Source organism: Gilliamella sp. LMG 34361 (genome assembly GCF_984569075.1).
In genome coordinates, this window is sequence record NZ_OZ474903.1 from 1,041,190 (window position 1) to 1,062,894 (window position 21,705).

Sequence of the window (21,705 nt, forward strand, 5' to 3'; positions counted from 1 at the left end):
AGGATAGATATTATTTTGAATAGTTAGCTAGGAACCAAGTAACGGCAATTAGATCCGCTGAACCGCCGGGGCTTAAATTACGTTTTATTAGTTCGTCATCTAATCTTAGCATTTTTTCCCTACCATTTTGTTGCATGATGCCACCTTGATTGATTAAATCCCTAGCCTCTTTATGTACAAATTTTAAACCTTCAAGTCCTCCTCGGGAAACTAAGTTGGTATCTTGATTGTAGGCTAATAAATATAACATCGCTTGTAATAAAGCAGATTCCTCACTGTAACCACTATTTAACATTTTTTGATAAACTGGTAATGATATCTGTTTAACCGTCTTATAACCTGATTCTGCTTCACCCCTTGCTCCAGTAAGATTATGTTGTTTAAAAAGTCGTTCTCCTACTGAATTATGGTGGTTATTATGTGATAATTCGTTTTCGACCATACCTTGACAAATATTGGCTACCTCGTTACAGATTATAGGCGCAGTAACTGGTAATTTAAGTTGCGTTAATTTACCAATAGTACTCAGCAATAAACCAAAAGCAAATATTCCGCCTTTATGGGTATTAACTTGGTTAGTTGCATCAAACATCGCTTTTTCACATTCAAGACCAATCGGTCTAATATTGACTAAAAAATCAGAAGTAGACATGTTGGCATTGCTTTTACCGTACTGATAAAAATTCTCAAACCAACTTGAAATGGCACTAATACTTTTTATGAATGTTTGAAAATTCATATCTTGATGTGCGCCATTATTATTCATATCAACCAATCCAGGTTTAGGTGATAAACAGATCTCTCGAATCAATGCTTTTAAAGCTAGTACAGGCGGTAAACTTAAAGCTTGATGATTAAGTAATTCTGATTCTAAGCGACTAATTTGTGATAAGTAATTACTCATTAACAGGTTTGCCTTCAAACTTGAGTTTAATAATCGTTAGGTGATGTTTGCGCAAGAACTTCACGATTACCATTATGGCTTGGTGCACTTATAATACCTTCAACTTCCATTTGTTCTACAATTCGTGCCGCGCGATTATAACCGATTCTGAATTTGCGTTGGACGCTAGAAATTGATGCTCGACGAGTTTCAACTACAAATGCGACTACTTGATCGAAAAGTGGATCGAGTTCTTGGTCGATCATATCAAAGCTACTACCTTCATTATCATCGCTTGAAACTGTCACATTTTCGATATATTTAGGCGTACCCCGTGCTTTCCAGTCTTGTACGACTGCATGAACTTCTTCGTCACGAACAAAGGCACCATGAACACGAATAGGAATAGAGCTATTAGGTGCTAAATAGAGCATATCACCCATACCAAGCAGAGATTCCGCGCCCATTTGATCTAAAATGGTTCGCGAGTCAATTTTACTTGAAACTGTAAATGCAATTCGGGTTGGTATATTGGCTTTAATTAAACCGGTAATAACATCAACAGAAGGTCTTTGAGTTGCTAGTACCAAATGAATACCTGCAGCTCGGGCTTTTTGGGCAAGTCGAGCAATTAACTCTTCTACTTTTTTACCAACAGCCATAATTAAATCGGCAAATTCATCAACCATAACCACAATATATGGAAGTTTTTCAAGCGTCGGCATTTCTAGATCCATACTATCGGTTGGTTTCCAGAGTGGATCTGGAATTGGCCGTTCCATTTCTTCAGCAAGCTTGATTTTCTCATTAAAACCAGCGATGTTACGAACGCCCAGAGCTGACATTAATCGATAGCGGCGCTCCATTTCATTAACACACCAATTAAGCGCATTAGCCGCATCTTTCATATCAGTTACCACTTGGGTTAATAGATGAGGTATTCCTTCATAAATCGACAGTTCTAACATTTTCGGGTCGATCATTATAAATCTAACATCTTCCGGTTGTGATTTATATAAAATGCTTAATATCATGGCATTAACACCAACTGATTTACCTGAACCCGTTGTTCCTGCAACCAATAAGTGTGGCATTTTAGCTAAATCGGCAACAACAGATTGACCTGCAATGTCTTTCCCTAATACGACTGTTAGTGGTGATTGTGCATCCTTAAATTGTGGACTATCTAAGACTTCTCGGAAATAAACGGTTTGTCGATTTTGATTAGGTAGTTCAATACCGACATAAGGTTTACCAGGTATAACCTCGACAACACGCACAGAAGGCATTGATAATGAGCGGGCTAAATCTCGATCCAGTGTTGATATTCTGGCAGCTTTAATACCCGGTGCCAGTTCAATTTCGAAGCGAGTGATAACAGGTCCTGGTAGATAATCGACAACTCTAGCTTTAACTCGATAATCGGAGAGACTTTTTTCGATTTGCTCTGACATTGCGTTTAACGCCGCATGATCAACTTCAATACGAGTTGTCGGCGGTGGCGTTAATAAATTTAACGAAGGTAGTGGTGTCGTTGGTTTTTTTAAAGGCTTATCATTGCGCTTTAATAAAGGATGAATAAAACTATCTTCCTCAACTTCAACTTTTTTTATTTCATTATTAATTGGTTGCTGATTTTCTTCAATAACAACCTCATTTTGATAAATATCATCGATGAGTGGATTTTCTTCTTTAAGAAGTGATATATCAACATCTTCGGGTATCTCAAAATTGTTTGGAATATCATTAGTATTATTATATTGATGTGTAATACTTGGTGTTATTTTGTCCGCTAGCATTGGCTCAATTGATTCTTGAGACGTAATATTTAGATTAATTTCTGGTTCTTGTCTCATAGTGAATAAAGGTTTGCTTGGTGCATCGGCAATAGCGTACTTATCTTCTTCAAAAGGTTGTATGACCTCACGATTATTAGCTTGTCCATCAAATGAACTTATGTCGTTTGTCGTGCCTTCATTCATATTTTTTAGAATTTTTTCCATTCGCGCTAAGATTGCGTCAGGATCCATTTCTTTTTTAGATACGTTTTCAGTCGATTGAGTGTTTTCGCTGGTTGACGTATTTGCCTCAATTGTTTGCAATAATTGCGCTGCGGTTTTTATGAATTTTTCATCATTTTTTAATAAACTAGGGTTTAGTTGAGTTGTATCCGATTCTGCTAATATTGCTGAATTATTTGTCGTCAATTTGATTAAATCAATACCTTTATTATCACTACCATCAGCATCAATAGATAAATCAAACTTCGGCTGCATTTCTGTTACAGATTCGTTATCCTGATTCGAATCGGTAGGTTGTGGAACTTTATCTGGCGTAAATAGCCATTTTATTGGTGATAAAATTAACATAACTAATGCGCCAATTTTTTCAAACAGATAAAGCCAAGAGAAACCAGTTAGTAATGTTACGCAAGCTAACGTTGTTGCTAGTAAGGCTAATGAGGCGACTAAGCTGCTTATAACAGGTAAAAGGCTTTCAACGACTATTGAGCCTAGATAACCACCAGCTTGAAATTGTTCTGGGTCGCGAATATTAAGTGTAAAAAAGCCACAACAGCTAAGCACAAAGGCTAAAATTCCAATAATTCGAAACGAGACACTGAAATAGTTAATTGGATCATTGGCATGACGATAAAAATACGCCATTAATTGTAAACAGAAGAAGATAATAATGACGGGCAGGCTATAGGCGATTAATCCAAAAAATTGAAATAAAATGTCAGTAATATATGCACCAATATAACCACCGAAATTGCTAATAGGATAGTGCCAAGCTGTACGTGACCAACCAGGATCAGATGGGTTGTAAGTAAACAGTGATAAAAATAAGCAAACAGACAATCCTATTAATGATAATAGGATTAATTGCGCGATAATCTGCCTTCTTGTTATTTTAGATATTTTCAAACAAGTACCTAAAAGCTATCTTAATTATAAATTTCGAATATTTTATCATAAATTGGACCTACTGATAGTGTGAATGGTGGATAAAAACCTATTTATTAGTCAGTATCAATTCAATAGGGTTAAGGTTTGCTTGAACCTTTTTGCATTCAATACATAATGTTGTGCATTTTTGATATTAGCTTGAATTTCTTCATCCGTAAGTTTACGAATAATTTTAGCTGGAGACCCCATAATTAAACAACCTTCCTCATAAGGCAAGCTATGTGTAACCAGTGAGTTAGCACCTACTAAACAGTTTTTGGCAATTCTCGCATTATTTAAAATAGTGCTCCCCATACCAATTAAGGCATTATCTTCGATAGTACAACTGTGTAAAATAACATTATGACCAACAGTGACATTTTCACCAACAAGACATGGGATATCGGTTTCTATATGAATTGTGCTGTTATCTTGCACATTGCTATTTTTACCAATATGAATGGTTGCAATGTCACCGCGTAAAACCGCATTAAACCAGATGGATACACTTTCTTCTAAAATAACATCACCGATAATCTCAGCTGATTTGGCAATGAAACAAGTAGGATTAATTTGCGGTTTTAAGTCACCTAATTGATAAATCATCATTATTTCCTTTTTATATTTTTGACACTCAAAAATAGTCCAGTAGCAAGAAAGTTGCAAATTATCATTGATCCCACCATTAACCATTCGGTTAAATTGCTCGTTACTGTTGATGTGGTATGTGTTGAAACGAGGGCGGAAAGCAATACTCCCATAGCCCCAGCAACAGCAAAACGCAGAGTGCCAGCAAGTGAAGAGGCGGTACCTGCTATATGCGAATAACAATCGAGAATGACTGCCATACAATTACCACCTATGGTTGAGATGCATCCGATATAACCGGCAATGCAGGCTACTAAAAAAATAAAACCTAAGTCAAATAAACTCACTATTGCCATGCCGATGGCTGTGGTGAACTGGAGGAATAAACCTAACTGTATCATGTTAATCGAACCAACTCGTTTCACTATCCGGCTATTAAGCGTATTCATCGAAACCATAATGATAACATTAATTGCAAAGTAATAACCGAAATTAGTTGATGCTACACCGTGTAAGTTCATATAGACAAATGGCCCTAAACTTAAGAAGGAAAATAAACCTGCTCCAGAAAATGCCCCAATCATCATATAAGTAAATACTTGCCTATGTCTAAACAGTGCGATGAAATTACTCAATATTCGGGTTAGACTGAATTTATCACGTTTGGCTTTAGCTAATGTTTCAGGGATATTGATTATCACCATGGCAAAACAGACGATAGCCATCAAGCAGAGGGCATAAAAGTTAGCTTGCCAGTCAAACCAAAATAGAATAAAACCACCTATAATTGGTGCGAGTAATGGGGCTACATTAGATATCAACATCACAAAAGACATCATTTTAGAAAATTCATCACGATCGCGATAGATATCTTTCATTAGAGCATTAATGACAATTGTGGTTGCTGATGCTGCTATTCCATGAAAAAAACGCGCAGTGATTAATTGATTGATACTGGCAGCTAGACCGCAACACAGTACAGCGATTATAAAGATAATTAAACCGCTAGTTAGAACTTTTCGTCGTCCATAACTATCAGTCAGTGGGCCAAATAATAGTTGACCTAACGAAAATCCTAATAAATAACAGCTGATTGTCAGTTGAACAGTGGAGTCAGCGACATTAAATTGCTTGGCAATAGTAGGCATACTTGGTAAATACATATCAATTGATAATGGCATCAACATTGATATGAAACCAAGAATAAAAATCAGTGCTTGTTTAGAAACTTTAATGTTAACTTGTGGCGCTTGTTTTTGCACGTCGTCATTCCTATGGAGCTAAACATTTATTTTGCTAAGTCCTTGACTGGAATACTTAGCAAAAGAGAGTATTAATTACGGGTTCTAATGAAAAATACTACTTAAACGAATTGATCTCATCTTGAGTAAGAGGTCGATATTCGCCTTCTGGTACATCAAGAATGATATTGCCAATCTGTTTGCGATGCAACTTAGTGACATGATTATTTACAGCGGCGAACATTCGTTTTACTTGGTGATATCGCCCTTCACTTATTGTGAGTTCGGCATGGTAATCATCGAGGATAACCAATTTAGCGGGTTCAGTCAGGGTCTTTTCACTTTTGAGTTGAATGCCTTGTTTAAATATCTCAATAAGATTAGCATTAAGTGGTTGCTCAACCATCACGTGGTAAATTTTTTCACAATGATGTTTAGGGGAGGTGATCCGATGTGACCACTTACCATCATCGGTTAATAAAACTAGCCCGGTAGTATCAAGATCTAATCTTCCTGCCGAATGCAGTTTTTCCGACATAGGTTCATCAATAAAATAGAGGATAGTTGGATGATCAGGATCATCAGTTGAACAAACATAACCTTGTGGTTTATTGAGCATAAAGTAGCGATTTTCAGTAATAGGAACAATTTCAAAGCCGTCATATTCTACAATTTGATCCGGTGAGATATGATAAGCTCCTGATTTTACAATATCCCCATTAACAGTAACTTTTTGGGCTTTGAGTTCTTTATTGACTATTGTTCGGCTTACTCCTAGATGGTGAGCCAGAAATTTATCCAATCGCATATTTAAATACTATTCCTATATACAATCTGATGGTGTGTAAATATCAAAACGGTGATTTTTAGTTTTAATCTCAGCCGTTGGTTTTTGATTAGCTAAAAATGGTGCATAATCAGGTCGTTTAACCACAACTCGCTTTTTAGCTAATCGCCTTGCGGGCTCAAGCAACTCTTCTGCATCGAGGTCATTACCGACTAATTGTTGAAAAATACGCATCTCTTTTTTGACTAATGCGCTTTTTGGTCGATGTGGAAACATCGGATCAAGATAAACAACGTCAGGTTTATCTTGATATAAGCTCAGTCCATGTAAGCTTGAATTATAAATTAAACGTAACTGTTTTTGTAATAATTGACCAATAGTCGGATCTTGATAAGCGCGATCAAGTCCATCGGCTAATAAGGCTGCGACCACCGGATGTCGCTCAAACATAGTAACCTGACACCCAATCGAAGCTAATACAAATGCATCTCGGCCTAATCCAGCGGTGGCATCAACCACGGTTGGTAAGTATTTACCTTTGACCCCAACAGCTTTGGCGATAGCTTCACCACGACCACCACCAAATTGACGACGATGAGCCATTGCACCAGACACAAAATTGACCGCAATTGTACCTAATTTCGGTTCATCTGTTTTTTTTAACTCAAGTTGATGGTTTCGAATAACGAGAGTAAATGGCAGCTCGGCATGATCGGATAACCACTGCTCAGCTAACTCTTTTAGCTGAGCAGTGTTAGCATTAGTGGATACCATAGTGACGTAGTAATGCCTCAAGTTGTGGTTCACGGCCACGGAAATTCTTAAATAATGTCATTGGTTCATCACTGCCGCCTTGGGATAAGATATTATCAAGAAAAGCATTACCAGTAGTTTCATTGAAAATACCTTCTTCCTCAAAGCGAGAAAATGCATCAGCCGATAGAACTTCAGCCCATAGATAGCTGTAATAACCAGCAGCATAACCACCAGCAAAAATATGACTAAATGCGTGAGGGAATCGCCCCCAATCGACAGTTGGTACCACTGCAACTTGTTGTCTGACTTGATTTAAGGTTTCTAAAATATCTGGCGTTTTATCACTATGTAATTTGAAATCAAATAATCCAAATTCTAGTTGACGTAAAATAAATAGTGCGGCTTGGAAGTTTTTGGCATCTAGCATTTTATCTAACATCTCTTTAGGTAAAGGTTCTCCAGTTTGATAATGACCGGAGATAAATTCTAAAGCCTCAGGTTGCCAGCACCAATTTTCTAAAAATTGACTTGGTAATTCAACCGCATCCCATGGCACACCATTAATACCTGCTACCGACGATACCTCAATTTCAGTCAACATATGATGTAATCCATGACCGAATTCATGGAATAATGTGGTGACTTCATTGTGGGTGAATAATGCGGGTTTATCGCCAATTGGACGATTGAAATTACAGGTTAAATAGGCCACAGGTTTTTGGATATGACCATCAGCAAAACGCATTCGACCGATACAATCATCCATCCACGCACCACCACGTTTATGTTCACGGGCGTATAAATCAAGATAAAAACTACCTTTTAATTCACCTTTTGCGTCATAAAGATCATAAAATTTGACTTCTGGTGCCCAAACTTCAACATCATGCCGCTGTTTGGCAGTAATACCAAAAATACGCCGAACAACAGCAAATAATCCGTTAACGACGCGCTGTTCTGGAAAGTAAGGACGAAGCTCTTCATCATTAATGGTGTAAAGATGTTGCTTTTGCTTTTCACTGTAATAAGCGATATCCCATGGTTTAATATCACTTGCACCAAAGTATTCATAAGCATATCTTTTAAGATCGGCTAACTCTTTTTCGCCTTGTGGTTTAGCTTTGCTGGCTAAATCGGTCAGAAATTCAGTAACTTGAGTCGTTGTTTCAGCCATTTTAGTTGCTAATGACTTGTCGGCATAAGTGGCAAAACCAAGTAATTGCGCAAGTTCAGCACGAAGCGATAATATTTGCTTGATGATTTCAGTGTTATCCCATCTACCCGCATTAGGACCTTGGTCTGATGCGCGGGTATTATATGCTTGATAAAGTTCAAAGCGTAAATCTCGATTATCACAGTAGGTCATTACCGGTAAATAACTCGGAATATCAAGTGTTAATAACCAACCTTCTTGATCTTTTGCTTTCGCTTGTTCTTTTGCAGCAGCTAATGCACTTTCAGGCATTCCAGCTAAATCTTCAATATTAGTGATGAGTTTTGACCAACCCATAGTTGCATCTAATACGTTATTACTATATTGAGAGGATAATTCTGAAAGTTTGGCAACGATTTCACCATAACGTTTTTGTTTATCGTCCGATAATCCAATACCTGATAATTCAAAATCACGCAGAGCATTGTCGATCACTTTTTTTTGTGCTTTGCTTAAATTATCATAGTGTTTGCTATCTTTAAGTTGTTTATAGGCTTGGTATAAAGGTTTATGTTGTCCTACCCATGTGCTGTACTCAGAGAGTAATGGTAAGCATGCTTCATAGGCCTCACGTAATTCAGGACTGTTTTTCACTGAATTAAGATGACTAACCGGTGACCAAGCTCGGCTAAATTTTTCATCCATCTCATCAATGGGTTGAATTAAGTTATCCCAAGTGTATTCACTGTCTTGTTCAAGCACTGATTCAATTGTTTTACGACAATTGTTTAGTGTCTCTTTGATAGCGGGTAAAACGTGCTCAGGTTTGATTTGGGAAAATAGGGGTAATGATGAATTGCTTAATAATGGGTTAGTCATACTGCGATACCTTATGCAATGATTATGTTTCTTAATAAAACAATATGTTGTGGCTAAAAAAACTAATTCAAGTCTCTATGTTCATTGGGTTTAATTATAAACCCATTAATTTGCGCTCACGTTGCCATTCAGTCGGTGTATAGGTTTTGATTGATAATGCATGAATTCGATTATCATTAATAAATTCGGCTAAAGGTGCATAAATAGCTTGTTGTTTTTTTACTCGACTTAATTCAGCAAACATTTCGCCAACGGCAATAACTTGAAAATGGCTTCCATCATCGGTCATTACATGAACCTCGTCAAGGTTAAGTGAATTTTTTAATTTAGCTATAATTTCTTGCTTATCCATTATGAAACTCAGTATTTATTTTCTATTTATAAAAAGTTGAGGAACGGGGTTTTTGAACTATCAAATTGCATGATTTACTATTGATTAATAACGGTTTGCAAATCATACAGCTTAATTAGTGTTTGTAATTGAGAGCTGATCCCTATCAATTTTAGATTATATTGATTACAGAAATAGACAAGAGTCGCGAGCCCAGAAGAATCAACCCGCGTTACTCTAGATACATCAATATGATTCACATTACTTAATAGCGTATCTTGAGTTCTCCATAGATCATTTAAAGAGTGAACATCAAGCTCACCCATTAAATTAAGCGCATTTTGTTGTTTTTCTGTTTGGATTGGCGACATAATGAACTAACCTTTTTGTTTAGCGTTTGGGTCAATTTTGCGATTGGATAGATCATTTAATTGTTTGGTTAATGCATCAATACCATTTTGACGTAAAATAGTTGCCCATTCGTTTTGTTTAGTAGTAACCATGCTTACCCCTTCAGCTGTTAAGTCATAAGCTTTCCATTCACCAGTTACTGTATTTTTTCGCCATTGGAAATCGATTCGTATAGGTTGTTGATTTTTATCTGGCTGATTTAAAAGCACGCGAATTGAAATAAGTGATTTATTGGTTAAATCTTTTGCTGCTTCAACTTGGTAAGTTTGACCGTTGTACATTGAAAGCGCTTGAGCAAAAGCTTGAACTAAATAGTTTTCAAAAGCTTTGAAATAAGCTGTTCGTTGTGCATCAGTTGCTGATTTATAAGCATCACCTAATATTAATGCGCCAGCATATTTAACTTGTACGTACGGTAATAAATCCGTTCTTACAATATCTTTAAGTTTGTTTGGATTTGACTTAATTGAAGCTGATTGTGTTTTCATTGTGTTAAAAATTTTGTCAGCAGCAACTTGCATATCGTTATATGGGTTGTTCGCGAATGCTGAAGTACTTATCACTAATGCAAGTACTAAAAAAAGGGTTTGTTTAAATTTGGTTAACATAGTTACTCCTTACTGTCATTGGTATCTTGTTTTTTGTCTTTATCTGATGAGCCACCAGTACTGTATAAAAATTGTCCGATTAAATCTTCGATCACCATAGCTGGTTTGGTGTTGTTAATAACATAACCGTCTTGAAGATAAGCTGGTTTACTATTATTATTGCTGTTATTAGTGGTGTCAGAATCTAATGAATCAAGTTCATGTTCAATATTTTGATCTAACCCAAAGTTGATATCAATAAATTGTTCACCTAGTAGACCTGAGGTTTTGATTGAAAGCGAGCTGGAACTTGGAATTCTATCATATTGAGCATCTAGATCCATCGTCACATAGGGTTTATAAGTATCACCATTTTCTGATTTAAGGCTAATATTACTTACACGCCCAATCACAACGCCACCGATTTTAATCGGTGATCTTACTTTTAATCCACCAATATTATCAAATACAGCATAAACACGGTAGGAATTATGACTAGCAAAAGATGTTGGGTCGGTAACTCTAAAGCATAAAAACAGTACTGAGCAGATCACCAGTACCATAAATAATCCTACTGTAATTTCAACTTTACGACTCATGTTTAATGACCTCAATTACTAAACATTAATGCGGTTAAAATAAAATCTAACCCCAAAATAACTAATGATGAATAGACAACGGTGTTGGTTGTTGCCCGACTGATTCCTTCTGATGTTGGCACGCAATCATAACCATTAAATAGTGCAATCCAAGTACTGGCGATTGCAAATGCGAAGCTCTTAATAAAACAATTGCCTAAATCGTGCCACCAATCAACGTTGCTTTGAATGGATGACCAAAAAAATCCAGCATCAATACCTTTCCATTCAACACCGACTAGAACACCACCTAAAATGCCAACCGCAACAAAAATTGCGGTTAAAAATGGCATACAGAAAAATCCCGCCCAAAAACGTGGAGCAATAATTCGTCTTAGCGGGTCAATGGCCATCATTTCCATACTTGATAGTTGTTCGGTGGCTTTCATTAAACCAATTTCAGCTGTTAAAGCTGAACCGGCACGACCAGCAAATAGTAATCCTGCAACTACAGGTCCGAGTTCTCGTAATAGTGCAAGAGCAACTAACATCCCTAAACTGGCTTCAGCACCAAAGGTGGTTAAAATAAAGTAACCCTGTAGTGCTAGTACCATGCCTATGAAAAGACCGGATACGATGATAATGGATAGCGATTGTACACCGACGAAGTAAAATTGTTTAACAAGTAATGGGAATTGTTTGCTAAATTGAGGCTTACCAATAAGTGCACCAAATAGCATTATCCCTGAGCGACCTAACATAGCAATGATATTGATTATTGATCGCCCAAGTTTTGCAATTAAGTCTAACATTAGTTTGCACCTCTACTTAGGTCTAATTTGTAATCAATTGCAGGATAATGAAATGGTACTGGACCATCTGCTAATCCTTCAAGAAATTGTTTTACTCGTAAATCATCATTATTGCGTAATTCTTCAGAAGTACCGCCAGCAATAATATGCTGCTCTGCAACAATATAAGCATAATCGGCGATACTTAATACTTCATTAACATCATGGCTAACTACAATACAGGTTAAGCCCAGCGATTGATTGAGTTCAGCAATAAGCTTAACGATAACTCCCATTGATATAGGATCCTGTCCAGCGAATGGTTCATCAAACATAATGAGATCCGGATCAAGAGCGATAGCTCTGGCTAACGCTGCACGCCGAGCCATACCACCAGATAATTCGGAGGGCATCATATTGGCTGCGCCACGTAGGCCTACTGATTGTAGCTTCATCAAGACTAAATTATGTAAAACTGGTTCAGGTAAATTTAGGTGCTCACGTAATGGGTAAGCAACATTATCAAATACCGATAAGTCAGTGAATAATGCACCTGATTGAAATAGCATGCTCATGCGTTTACGGACTTCATATAGCCGTGATCGCGTCATACTAGGTACATCTTCACCATCAAATAAAATTTGACCAGCTTGTGGTTTTAATTGCCCACCAATAAGTCTTAATAGCGTAGTTTTACCGATCCCTGATGGCCCCATAATGGCAGTGACTTTGCCTTTGGGTACCGTTAGGTTCATATTTTTATAAATAGGCCGAGTACCACGATAAAAAGACATATCGTGAATTTCGACCAAATTTTGCTGTAATGTGTCAGTCACAATAAATCCCTACACTACCATAATTGAATTTTGAGTATTTTACTTGATTATTGTAAATAAACAAATGCGTTAAATGAATTGATAATTTTAGTTATTTTAATTATAAAACATGAAGAATTTTATTGTTCGTCATTTTATGCTAAAAATTTACCTAGAAAACTTATTAATAATTAACGTGATCGGAGTTTTATTCAAATTTGATAGTGGTACAATTAATCCAGCACCACCATATATCAATTTATTATAGGTTGTTATTCATGTCGAGCTTTGCGAGCTAAATAATTCCCTATGCTTTGTACAGTTTGTATTGCGATAACTAAAATCGCGACACAAATATAGATAACTGTATCATCAAAGCGTTGGTAACCCTGTGAATAGGCTACATCACCAATACCGCCTGCGCCAATAGCACCGGCCATCGCTGTAGCACCAATTAAACCAATAGTGGCGGTAGTGAACGTTAAAATCAAAGAGCTAAATGCTTCGGGTAGCATAAAATGCCAAATAATTTGTATTGGTGTTGCGCCCATCGATTCGGCTGCTTCAATAATACCACTCTTCACTTCTAATAATGAGTTTTCAACTAATCTAGCGATATATGGAGCAACATAAAATGTTAAGGGCACAATTGCTGCTGTCGTACCGATAGAGGTGCGGACAATAAAGTAAGTAAATGAATGAAGTGAAAAGAGTAAAATAATAAAAGGTAATGATCGAACAAAATTGATAATTGGATTGATAATTTGATAAACCCGTTTATTTTCAAGTAAGCCAGAAGGTCGAGTGGTAACTAAACAAATTGCTAATGGAATACCAATTAATGCGCCTAATATTAAAGAGAAAGCAACCATATATAGAGTGTCTAACGAAGCTTGTGCGTATTGTTCAACCGTTACTCGGCTTAAAAAATTAGTATTCAAATAATTGATAAAATCATTTACTACTTCCATTAGTTGTTCTCCCAATGTTTGATTTGCGTAACGTTAACCCCATTTTCGCGCAAAAATTGCACTGATTGTTCAATATTATCATCACTTCCTTTTAATTGAACAAACATGCTGCCTAACACAGTTTTTTCAATTTCCGACATATGGGCAAACAAGATATTTACTATCACTTTTTGTTGTAATATCAGGGCATTCATAACTGGCTCTGATGCCGAACGGCCTAAAAATTCTAACTTAAACAACTTAATATTGTGTTTATCACCCTCAATTTCTATCAGATTTTCAACAATTCCTTCGGGAATCTGATCATTAATTACTGAACTAACAAAATTTTGTGTAGTTTTATGTTTTGGATGACCAAACACATCAAGCACATTGCCATGTTCGATAATTTTACCTTTTTCCATCACCGCGACTTTATGACAAACCTGCTCTATAACATGCATTTCATGGGTAATTAATACCACCGTAATTTTATATTGATCATTAATTTTTTTGATTAATTCCAAAATCGATTGCGTGGTTTGCGGATCGAGGGCTGATGTTGCTTCATCACAAAGTAAAATATCGGGATCATTGGCCAAAGCCCGGGCAATGCCAATACGTTGTTTTTGGCCTCCTGATAGCTCTTTAGGGTAGCTATGAGCTTTATCACTTAAGCCAACAAACTCAAGCAGTTCATAGACTTTCTGTTTAATCGCTTGTTTGTCTTTTTTGATTAATACTAAAGGGATTGCAATGTTTTCATATACAGTTTTCGATTCAAGTAGATTGAAATGCTGAAAAATCATACCAATTTTACGACGTACTTGCCGTAGTTGTGGATTTGATAATTGATTTAATGATTGGTTTTGAATAATAACATCGCCTTGTGTCGGTTTTTCCAGAAAATTTATAAGACGTACAAGTGTACTTTTTCCTGCACCACTATAGCCAATAATGCCATAAATATCGCCTTTTTGGATGGTTAAATTAATGTTTTGTAATGCTTGAGTCGTAATTCCATTGCGTTCATATTGTTTCGATACATTTTCAAATTTTATCATTATGTTATACCTATCAATGTTTGGCTAATTCAATCAATCCGAGTTGCGCAAGATTTGCGAGATAATTAGCTGCTGGCATTATCATATTACGATTAACTAAAAATTTTGGATGGTGTAGTGCATAGGGGCTTTGCGAGCCAAGATTGATAAATGCACCGGGGACATGATGTAAGTAGTGAGCAAAATCTTCACCGCCGAGTTGTGGTTGAAAGTCAACCACCTCATAACCTTCCTGTTTAGCAATGTTTTGGCAAAAATTGACCCATTTAGCCACATTTATGATTGATGGTGGTCCATCAAACCATCTCAACTCGGCTTCAGCGCCCATACTAAAGGCAATATTTTCGACAATGCTGGTTAGTTGTTGCTTGACCTTTAGCCTTATATCGGGGGTAAGTGTCCTTACGGTACCTTCCATTTCAACTGTTTCAGGGATCACATTCCAAGTGTTTCCACCTAAGAATTTGGTAATGCTAACCACAACTGGGTCGAGTCCACTTATTGTACGACTGGAAATTGTTTGTATCGCATTAACAATCTGTGCACCAATGACAATTGGATCAATACCTGATTCAGGTCTTGCAGCGTGTGCTCCAATTCCCTTTACCGTAATTTCAATACGATCTACATTAGCCGAAAATGGGCCTGCTCGTGAAGCCATTTGGTTAATGGTTAGGTTAGGATTATTATGCATACCAAAAATAGCATCAACACCATTGAGTGCACCAATTTCGATAAAATGTAACGCGCCACTAAAATTTTCTTCGGCGGGCTGAAAAAGTAACCGAACTGTCCCTTTTAGTTGCTGTTCATTGGCTTTTAATAAATAAGCAGCCCCCATTAACACAGATGTATGCAGGTCATGACCACAAGCATGCATAACGCCTTGTTTGGTTGAACGGTATTGACAGTCAGATTGTTCATCTATGGGTAGGGCGTCAATATCTGCTCGTAAGGCAACAACTGGGCTTCCTGAGCCAATTTCGGCGATAACACCAGTTTTTGCCCCCAGTTCTAAAATACGAATGTTAGCTTGTTCTAGGCAAGCTCTTAACTTTTTTGTTGTTTCAAATTCTTGATTGGAAAGTTCTGGATTTTTATGTAAATCAAGAAAAAGCTGCTCAATAATAGGGGCAATCGTGTCAGTCATGGCATATCCAATAGCTATCAATTTTTGATACTTTTACGGTAGCACAGCTGACTTTTTTGCTCTAATAATCGTTTTTTATAACTTATTCCAAAAAGTTATAAGATAGAAGTACATGGAATAAATGAATTGTTATTTCTATGTTAGAGTGTTTGTTAAATTTACATTTCACTGAGGATAGTTCAAATGAAAATAAGTTTTATCAAACAAAAATTTGTTAACAATGTTGCACTATTAGCATTATTTAGTTCTATTTTTTTAATTACTGCATGTGATAACTCATCATCTAAGGTTGATAATCAAACTAAAAAAGAGATCAGTATGGGGGTATCACCCGGGCCGTATAATGATCTGTTCAAAGATGCAGTTAAACCAATACTTGAAGCTGAAGGATATAAAGTTAAATTAGTTAATTTTCCGCATTTATTAGAATCTGATGTAGCATTAAGCGAAGGCAGTATTGATTTAACTGTCGCTCAGCATACCGCTTATATGGATGTCTTTAATAGTCAACGTAAAGCTAATTTAAAACCGGTAGTGCATGTACCTTCAGTGCCTGCGGCAATATTTTCGAATAAATATACTTCCATCAAAAATATCTTTTCTGGTGCTAAAATTGGTATTCCTCAAGATGCCTCAAATGCGGCTCGCTCATATAATTTATTGGAAAAAGCCGGTTGGATTAAGTTAAAACCAAATACTAATCCAATTATTGTTAGCAAAAATGATATTGCCGAAAATATTGCTGGTGTGGATATTGTTGAAATGGATTCTGCCAATATTCCTAGAGTCTTAAATGAGTTAGACTTTGCTGTTATTCCTGGAAGTATCGTTTATTCTGCCAATATAGATTCGAAAAAAGCACTGTTATCAGAAACAATTATCCCTGATTTAGAAATCATGGTGGTGGTTAATGGTGGTAATGAAAATAGCCAGTGGGCAAAAGATATAAAACGTATTTACCAATCACAACAATTTAAAGATTATATGCAAACACATAATCAAAATGGTTATTGGGTTATGCCACAAGAATAATAAATTTGCCCGTTTAAACACGGGCTATTTAATATTTAGGCATACTGGTATCAATGAGTTGTGCCCACGCATCAATGCCACCAGTCAAATTATATAGAAAATCACTATCAAAACCGTTCTCGACCAGATAGTTAGCCACATTGAGGCTTCTTACGCCACGATGACAATAAATCACAATATCTACTTCGTCAGGAATTTTATCTAAATAAAGTGGTATTAAATTCATTGGAATATGATTGGCGCCGTCAAGCATACAAATGGCGACTTCATTAGCTTCTCGGACATCAAGTAAATAGAGTGGTGCTTTACTCTCAATTTTTTGTTTTAGTTGTAATGGGCTAATTTCTTTTATCATTGTCATTTTTCAAACTCATTTTAATTTCAGCAAAAATTTTGAGGAACAGGGTTTTTGGCAGCAAATTTACTGTTGTTTAATTAAAAATCCCACCTTAACTGAATCTTATTGATCAATAACAAGGTGGGATTTTGCTCCTTATAATGCTGTTAATTTATTATGCAGCTAACGCTTTAGTGATTTTTTCATAGAGATCTTTAGATAAGTTATCTAGTTTTAATAAGCTTTCTAAAGCAGCTGTCATTTTTTTCTGACGATTTTCGTCATAACGTTTTAATCGAATAAGTGGATCAATAAGTCTTGATGCTACTTGTGGGTTTTTCTGGTTTAGTTCCATTAATATTTCAACTAAGAAATGGTAGCCACTGCCATCTTCAGCATGAAAAGCGACAGGATTATTGTTAACAAAAGCACCAATTAAACTTCTTATTCGATTTGGATTATTGAGTGAAAAAGAGCGATGATTAAGCAGTTTTTTCACTGTTGATAATACATTTTGCTCTGGACTGGTAGCATTTAAAGCCAACCACTTATCCATCACTAAACCATCTTGATGCCATTTATTGTCGAAATCGGAGAGTAATGTATGTCGACATGTTAATTGCGCTTTGACTGCTGTGGTAAGCGCCGCTAATGAATCTGTCATATTATTGGCTTGTTGATATTGTTGTTCGACCAATGTATTCGCTAGCGATTTATCATTAGCGTAAGCTAACAACGATAAACAGCAGTTTTTCAGCATGCGTTTGCCAATATCTGCATGTTCAATCTGATATTGTGCAGTCTGATTATGATGATAAACCGCGGTTAGTTCATCATAGAGTTCATTAGCAAAGACATTTAATAAGAATTGGCGAACTTGATAAATAGCCATCGGATCAACGATATCAAATAGATTTGCCAATTCATTTTCCGAAGGTAAAGTCAGTATTTGTGCTATAAGTGCTGGTTCAGCGGTATCTGATAGTAATATTCCTCTAAAAGCATCTAATACTGGCACAGGAATTGTCATTGATAAATTCTGATGATAATTATTTACATTCATACGCACATATTTTGCTAATAACATTTGCGCTGCATCGTAACGACTAAAAGCATTGGTGGCATGTTGCATTAAGAATATAAGATCGTGATCTTGATAATTGTAATTGAGTTTTACCGGTGCTGAAAAATCTCTTAATAGTGAAACAATTGGTTTTTCTGAAACATGATCAAAAACAAATTCTTGTCTGGATTGAGTTACATTTAGTACGTGATGAATAGGTTTATTTTGATATTGCAATGCAATCACATCACCATTTTGTTGATAAAGTTCGATATCTAATGGAATATGTAGCGCCTGTTTTTGACTTTGATCTTGCGTTGCCGGCGTATGTTGCTCAACAGTTAAGGTATATTGTTGATTTTGTGGATTGTAACTGTCAGTTACTGTTAACACTGGCGTGCCTGATTGACTATACCATAATTTAAACTGAGTTAAATCAATTCCCGATGCATCTTGCATAGCTGCAACAAAATCATCACAGGTTGCTGCACTACCATCATGGCGTTGGAAATAAAGTCTCATACCAGCCTGAAAGTTATCTTCACCTAATAATGTATGCATCATACGAATCACTTCTGCACCTTTTTCGTATACGGTAACAGTATAAAAGTTATTCATTTCAATCACTTGTTCTGGACGAATAGGGTGAGACATTGGGCTTGCATCTTCAGCAAATTGTACGGTGCGAAGGAGTTTGACATCGGCAATGCGTTTAACTGCTCTAAGTCCTTGGTCAGAAGTAAATTCTTGATCTCTAAATACTGTTAGTCCTTCTTTTAAACTAAGTTGGAACCAATCGCGACAAGTGACTCGATTACCCGTCCAATTATGAAAATATTCATGACCAATTACGGATTCAATACCGATATAATCATCATCGGTTGCGGTTTCGGGTTTAGCAAGGACATATTTAGAATTGAAAATGTTAAGGCCTTTATTTTCCATTGCTCCCATGTTGAAAAAATCAACGGCTACAATCATAAAGATATCTAAATCATATTCTAAATCAAAACGGCTTTCATCCCAGCGCATGGCATTTTTTAAACTGGTCATTGCCCATTGTGAACGATCTAAATTGCCTTTATCGACATAAATTTCTAAATCAATTTTTCGATTAGAACGACTGATAAACTGATCCTTTAAAATATCAAAATCACCAGCTACTAATGCGAATAAATAGGCCGGTTTAGGAAATGGATCTTGCCATTGCACCCAGTGTCTACCGTCGGAAAGTTCTCCTTGTGCAATGCGATTACCATTAGATAATAAATAAGGATATTGTTGTTTATTAGCGGTAATTCTAGTTGAAAATCGTGCTAGAACATCTGGTCTATCGAGGTAGTAAGTAATGTGGCGGAAACCTTCTGCTTCACATTGCGTGCATAATGCATCACCAGAAACATATAATCCTTCAAGTGCTGTATTATCGATAGGCTTAATTTGATTAACAATAGTTAAGGTAAATTCAGAAGGGACATTATTAATCGTTAATCCCGTTGTTGTGATTTGATAATCAGACCATGGTTGTTCATCAATATTTATTGAAACCAATTTAAGTTCTTCACCATCTAATACTAAATCGTTAGCTTGAGAATTTTTTTTGATGATATGACTACGGGCGATAACTGTAGTTGTTTCTGCCGCTAAATCGAAATCAAGGTCAATGTCAGTAATCGTAAAGTCGGGTGTTTTATAGTCGTGACGATATTTTGCAGTTGGTTGGATATCAGATGTACTCATTTTTCTATGCCTTATTAAATGAAGTGCTTTTCATGTATTTGAACCAATCTAAATTGGTGTTAATTACTCGTGTTATCATTGATTATTAAGATAAAAGTGAATAAATTATCTTTGTTAATCATTTTGGAGTGGGTTTAGATTAATTTACCAAAATTCTTTCATTAAATATTATAGCCTATTAAAAATAATCTTATTAGATAATTAAGCTATATCTTAATAATTATTCTGCTATAATCTCTAGAATTTTCTTTAAAGAACTGATAATAGATAGACATGTTACCCGCAATAATTACATCAATATTAGATACTGATGCTTATAAGTTGCATATGCAGCAGGCCGTTTTTCATCATTATCCTGACGCGACTGTCGTTGCACAGTTTCGCTGTCGTAGTGATGATCTACTTGGTCAATATGCCGATCAAATTGCCCATCAAGTTAAATTAATGGAGTCTTTAACACTTACCGATGATGAGTTCGCCTATTTATCTGGTATTACCTTTTTTAAATCTGACTATTTAAACTGGTTAAAAAACTGGCGTTTTAATAGTCAGTTATTAACCATTAAAAACGAAGATGGTTTGCTGGTGATTCAAATTGAAGGTAAATGGGTTGATGTTATTTTGTGGGAAGTGCCATTGCTAGCGGTTATTAGCGAAATAGTTCATAAAGATCGTTCGCCAAATATCGGTGTTGAACAAGCATTAGCAAGACTCAAAGATAAATTAGCTAGATTTGATGATCAAACTCATGATATCGATATGTCAGGTTTTAATTTGATGGATTTTGGCACACGACGACGCTACTCTTTTGCAGTACAAGAAGCGGTAGTGAGTTATTTACAAAATCATTTTGCCAATTTTCATAGTACTAGTAATTATTTATTGGCATATCGTTTAGGATTGACGCCAGTTGGTACTCAAGCTCATGAATGGTTCCAAGCCCATCAACGTTTAAGTCCAAATTTACATGAATGTCAAAAAACGGCATTGCAAGTTTGGTTAGATGAATATCCAGATGATTTGGGTGTTGCGTTAACAGATTGTATTACTATGGATGCTTTTTTACGTGATTTTGACTATTATTTCGCGTCTCATTATCAAGGTCTACGTCATGATTCGGGCCATCCAATTGAATGGGGTGAAAAAGCGATTAGCCATTATCAGCAATTAGGCATTGATCCTAAAACCAAATTACTAGTGTTTTCTGATAGCCTAAACTTTGATAAAGCGCTTAGAATTTATCGACACTTTAATCATCGAGTCAAATTATCTTTTGGTATCGGTGGTTTTTTAGCTTGTGATATTCCTTCTACCGACGTAAATACCAAATCGTTGAACATTGTGTTAAAACTAACGGAATGTAATAATCAAGCAGTTGCGAAATTATCAGATAGTCCTGGTAAAACAATTTCGCAAGATTTAGCTTTTATTGATGAATTAAAAAGAACGTTTAAAGTCAATCACTAATAATCATATTGATGATTAATGTTAACAATTGAAAAAGTAGTATAGTCTTATAAAAAATCGGTATTATCAATCCTAGATAACACTTAAATCAATATTAAGATTCAACTTATATATTACTTTTAATATTACTTACTATATAAATAATAAATAGAGA

General features: G+C 36.0%; 20 protein-coding genes. 2 read left to right on the forward strand and 18 right to left on the reverse strand.

Translation table 11 applies throughout. The features are described from left to right. Window positions 1–10 precede the first annotated feature (10 nt). The 16 genes from citG to AC5LXI_RS04935 all read right to left on the reverse strand — a co-directional run bounded on the left by citG (window position 11) and on the right by AC5LXI_RS04935 (window position 15,912). Complete coding sequence (citG, locus tag AC5LXI_RS04860; RefSeq protein ID WP_493443764.1) at window positions 11–904, reverse strand: triphosphoribosyl-dephospho-CoA synthase CitG; 894 nt, start codon at window positions 902–904, stop codon at window positions 11–13. A 26-nt stretch (window positions 905–930) separates the two neighbouring features. Continuing rightward, entirely contained in the window at window positions 931–3,810 is a 2,880-nt protein-coding gene (locus AC5LXI_RS04865) for a DNA translocase FtsK 4TM domain-containing protein (RefSeq protein WP_493443765.1), read from the reverse strand. Between the two features lie 105 nt (window positions 3,811–3,915). Further along, window positions 3,916–4,437, reverse strand: a complete 522-nt coding sequence (locus AC5LXI_RS04870) for a gamma carbonic anhydrase family protein (RefSeq protein WP_493443766.1) — start codon at window positions 4,435–4,437, stop codon at window positions 3,916–3,918. Window positions 4,438–4,439: 2 nt separating this feature from the next. Then, window positions 4,440–5,681, reverse strand: a complete 1,242-nt coding sequence (locus AC5LXI_RS04875) for a Bcr/CflA family multidrug efflux MFS transporter (protein WP_493443767.1) — start codon at window positions 5,679–5,681, stop codon at window positions 4,440–4,442. A 97-nt stretch (window positions 5,682–5,778) separates the two neighbouring features. Then, on the reverse strand, window positions 5,779–6,468 hold the full coding sequence (rsuA, locus tag AC5LXI_RS04880) for a 16S rRNA pseudouridine(516) synthase RsuA (RefSeq protein ID WP_493443768.1): 690 nt from the start codon (window positions 6,466–6,468) through the stop codon (window positions 5,779–5,781). A 15-nt stretch (window positions 6,469–6,483) separates the two neighbouring features. Further along, entirely contained in the window at window positions 6,484–7,221 is a 738-nt protein-coding gene (locus AC5LXI_RS04885) for a class I SAM-dependent methyltransferase (protein ID WP_493443769.1), read from the reverse strand. Then, window positions 7,208–9,235 (reverse strand): oligopeptidase A, encoded by a 2,028-nt coding sequence (prlC, locus tag AC5LXI_RS04890; RefSeq protein ID WP_493443770.1) that lies wholly within the window; start codon window positions 9,233–9,235, stop codon window positions 7,208–7,210. The genes AC5LXI_RS04885 and prlC overlap by 14 nt, the downstream gene beginning before the upstream one ends. A gap of 94 nt (window positions 9,236–9,329) precedes the next feature. Beyond that, window positions 9,330–9,587, reverse strand: a complete 258-nt coding sequence (gene ibaG / locus AC5LXI_RS04895) for a BolA family iron metabolism protein IbaG (RefSeq protein ID WP_493443771.1) — start codon at window positions 9,585–9,587, stop codon at window positions 9,330–9,332. A gap of 77 nt (window positions 9,588–9,664) precedes the next feature. Then, the gene (locus tag AC5LXI_RS04900) at window positions 9,665–9,937 is read right to left on the reverse strand and encodes an STAS domain-containing protein (protein WP_493443772.1); all 273 of its coding nucleotides are present in this window, start codon (window positions 9,935–9,937) and stop codon (window positions 9,665–9,667) included. 6 nt (window positions 9,938–9,943) lie between these two features. Further along, window positions 9,944–10,585 (reverse strand): phospholipid-binding protein MlaC, encoded by a 642-nt coding sequence (mlaC, locus tag AC5LXI_RS04905; protein WP_493443773.1) that lies wholly within the window; start codon window positions 10,583–10,585, stop codon window positions 9,944–9,946. 2 nt (window positions 10,586–10,587) lie between these two features. Then, window positions 10,588–11,163: an outer membrane lipid asymmetry maintenance protein MlaD gene (mlaD, locus tag AC5LXI_RS04910; protein WP_493443774.1), complete on the reverse strand. Its 576-nt coding sequence runs from the start codon at window positions 11,161–11,163 to the stop codon at window positions 10,588–10,590. An 11-nt stretch (window positions 11,164–11,174) separates the two neighbouring features. After that, window positions 11,175–11,954 (reverse strand): lipid asymmetry maintenance ABC transporter permease subunit MlaE, encoded by a 780-nt coding sequence (gene mlaE / locus AC5LXI_RS04915; protein WP_493443775.1) that lies wholly within the window; start codon window positions 11,952–11,954, stop codon window positions 11,175–11,177. Then, on the reverse strand, window positions 11,954–12,769 hold the full coding sequence (gene mlaF, locus AC5LXI_RS04920) for a phospholipid ABC transporter ATP-binding protein MlaF (protein WP_493443776.1): 816 nt from the start codon (window positions 12,767–12,769) through the stop codon (window positions 11,954–11,956). Before mlaF ends, mlaE begins: the two co-directional genes overlap by 1 nt. A 251-nt stretch (window positions 12,770–13,020) precedes the next feature. After that, the gene (locus AC5LXI_RS04925; RefSeq protein ID WP_065577664.1) at window positions 13,021–13,620 is read right to left on the reverse strand and encodes a methionine ABC transporter permease; all 600 of its coding nucleotides are present in this window, start codon (window positions 13,618–13,620) and stop codon (window positions 13,021–13,023) included. 98 nt (window positions 13,621–13,718) lie between these two features. Further along, window positions 13,719–14,762, reverse strand: coding sequence for a methionine ABC transporter ATP-binding protein (locus AC5LXI_RS04930; RefSeq protein ID WP_493443777.1), 1,044 nt, complete (start codon window positions 14,760–14,762; stop codon window positions 13,719–13,721). Window positions 14,763–14,775: 13 nt separating this feature from the next. After that, the gene (locus AC5LXI_RS04935; RefSeq protein ID WP_493443778.1) at window positions 14,776–15,912 is read right to left on the reverse strand and encodes an amidohydrolase; all 1,137 of its coding nucleotides are present in this window, start codon (window positions 15,910–15,912) and stop codon (window positions 14,776–14,778) included. A gap of 183 nt (window positions 15,913–16,095) precedes the next feature. On the opposite strand from AC5LXI_RS04935, the gene AC5LXI_RS04940 reads away from it, so the two are divergent. Continuing rightward, on the forward strand, window positions 16,096–16,944 hold the full coding sequence (locus AC5LXI_RS04940) for a MetQ/NlpA family ABC transporter substrate-binding protein (RefSeq protein WP_493443779.1): 849 nt from the start codon (window positions 16,096–16,098) through the stop codon (window positions 16,942–16,944). Window positions 16,945–16,972: 28 nt separating this feature from the next. On the opposite strand, the gene AC5LXI_RS04945 is transcribed toward AC5LXI_RS04940, so the two are convergent. Then, the gene (locus tag AC5LXI_RS04945) at window positions 16,973–17,305 is read right to left on the reverse strand and encodes a rhodanese-like domain-containing protein (protein ID WP_493443780.1); all 333 of its coding nucleotides are present in this window, start codon (window positions 17,303–17,305) and stop codon (window positions 16,973–16,975) included. 151 nt (window positions 17,306–17,456) lie between these two features. After that, window positions 17,457–20,084 carry an aminopeptidase N gene (gene pepN / locus AC5LXI_RS04950; RefSeq protein ID WP_493443781.1) on the reverse strand — a complete coding sequence of 876 codons (2,628 nt, stop codon included), beginning with the start codon at window positions 20,082–20,084 and terminating at the stop codon, window positions 17,457–17,459. A 273-nt stretch (window positions 20,085–20,357) separates the two neighbouring features. Between pepN and pncB the strand changes: the two genes are divergently transcribed. After that, entirely contained in the window at window positions 20,358–21,551 is a 1,194-nt protein-coding gene (pncB, locus tag AC5LXI_RS04955; RefSeq protein WP_493443782.1) for a nicotinate phosphoribosyltransferase, read from the forward strand. The last annotated feature ends 154 nt before the right edge of the window (window positions 21,552–21,705 follow it).

What these genes read in the sequence shown, in the direction of transcription:
- citG (WP_493443764.1), bottom strand. Translation starts at nt 904, where the DNA reads ATGAGTAATTACTTATCACAAATTAGTCGCTTAGAATCAGAATTACTT.
- AC5LXI_RS04870 (WP_493443766.1), bottom strand. Translation starts at nt 4,437, where the DNA reads ATGATTTATCAATTAGGTGACTTAAAACCGCAAATTAATCCTACTTGT.
- rsuA (WP_493443768.1), bottom strand. Translation starts at nt 6,468, where the DNA reads ATGCGATTGGATAAATTTCTGGCTCACCATCTAGGAGTAAGCCGAACA.
- AC5LXI_RS04885 (WP_493443769.1), bottom strand. Translation starts at nt 7,221, where the DNA reads ATGGTATCCACTAATGCTAACACTGCTCAGCTAAAAGAGTTAGCTGAG.
- prlC (WP_493443770.1), bottom strand. Translation starts at nt 9,235, where the DNA reads ATGACTAACCCATTATTAAGCAATTCATCATTACCCCTATTTTCCCAA.
- ibaG (WP_493443771.1), bottom strand. Translation starts at nt 9,587, where the DNA reads ATGGATAAGCAAGAAATTATAGCTAAATTAAAAAATTCACTTAACCTT.
- AC5LXI_RS04900 (WP_493443772.1), bottom strand. Translation starts at nt 9,937, where the DNA reads ATGTCGCCAATCCAAACAGAAAAACAACAAAATGCGCTTAATTTAATG.
- mlaC (WP_493443773.1), bottom strand. Translation starts at nt 10,585, where the DNA reads ATGTTAACCAAATTTAAACAAACCCTTTTTTTAGTACTTGCATTAGTG.
- mlaD (WP_493443774.1), bottom strand. Translation starts at nt 11,163, where the DNA reads ATGAGTCGTAAAGTTGAAATTACAGTAGGATTATTTATGGTACTGGTG.
- mlaE (WP_493443775.1), bottom strand. Translation starts at nt 11,954, where the DNA reads ATGTTAGACTTAATTGCAAAACTTGGGCGATCAATAATCAATATCATT.
- AC5LXI_RS04925 (WP_065577664.1), bottom strand. Translation starts at nt 13,620, where the DNA reads ATGGTTGCTTTCTCTTTAATATTAGGCGCATTAATTGGTATTCCATTA.
- AC5LXI_RS04930 (WP_493443777.1), bottom strand. Translation starts at nt 14,762, where the DNA reads ATGATAAAATTTGAAAATGTATCGAAACAATATGAACGCAATGGAATT.
- AC5LXI_RS04935 (WP_493443778.1), bottom strand. Translation starts at nt 15,912, where the DNA reads ATGACTGACACGATTGCCCCTATTATTGAGCAGCTTTTTCTTGATTTA.
- AC5LXI_RS04940 (WP_493443779.1), top strand. Translation starts at nt 16,096, where the DNA reads ATGAAAATAAGTTTTATCAAACAAAAATTTGTTAACAATGTTGCACTA.
- AC5LXI_RS04945 (WP_493443780.1), bottom strand. Translation starts at nt 17,305, where the DNA reads ATGACAATGATAAAAGAAATTAGCCCATTACAACTAAAACAAAAAATT.
- pepN (WP_493443781.1), bottom strand. Translation starts at nt 20,084, where the DNA reads ATGAGTACATCTGATATCCAACCAACTGCAAAATATCGTCACGACTAT.
- pncB (WP_493443782.1), top strand. Translation starts at nt 20,358, where the DNA reads ATGTTACCCGCAATAATTACATCAATATTAGATACTGATGCTTATAAG.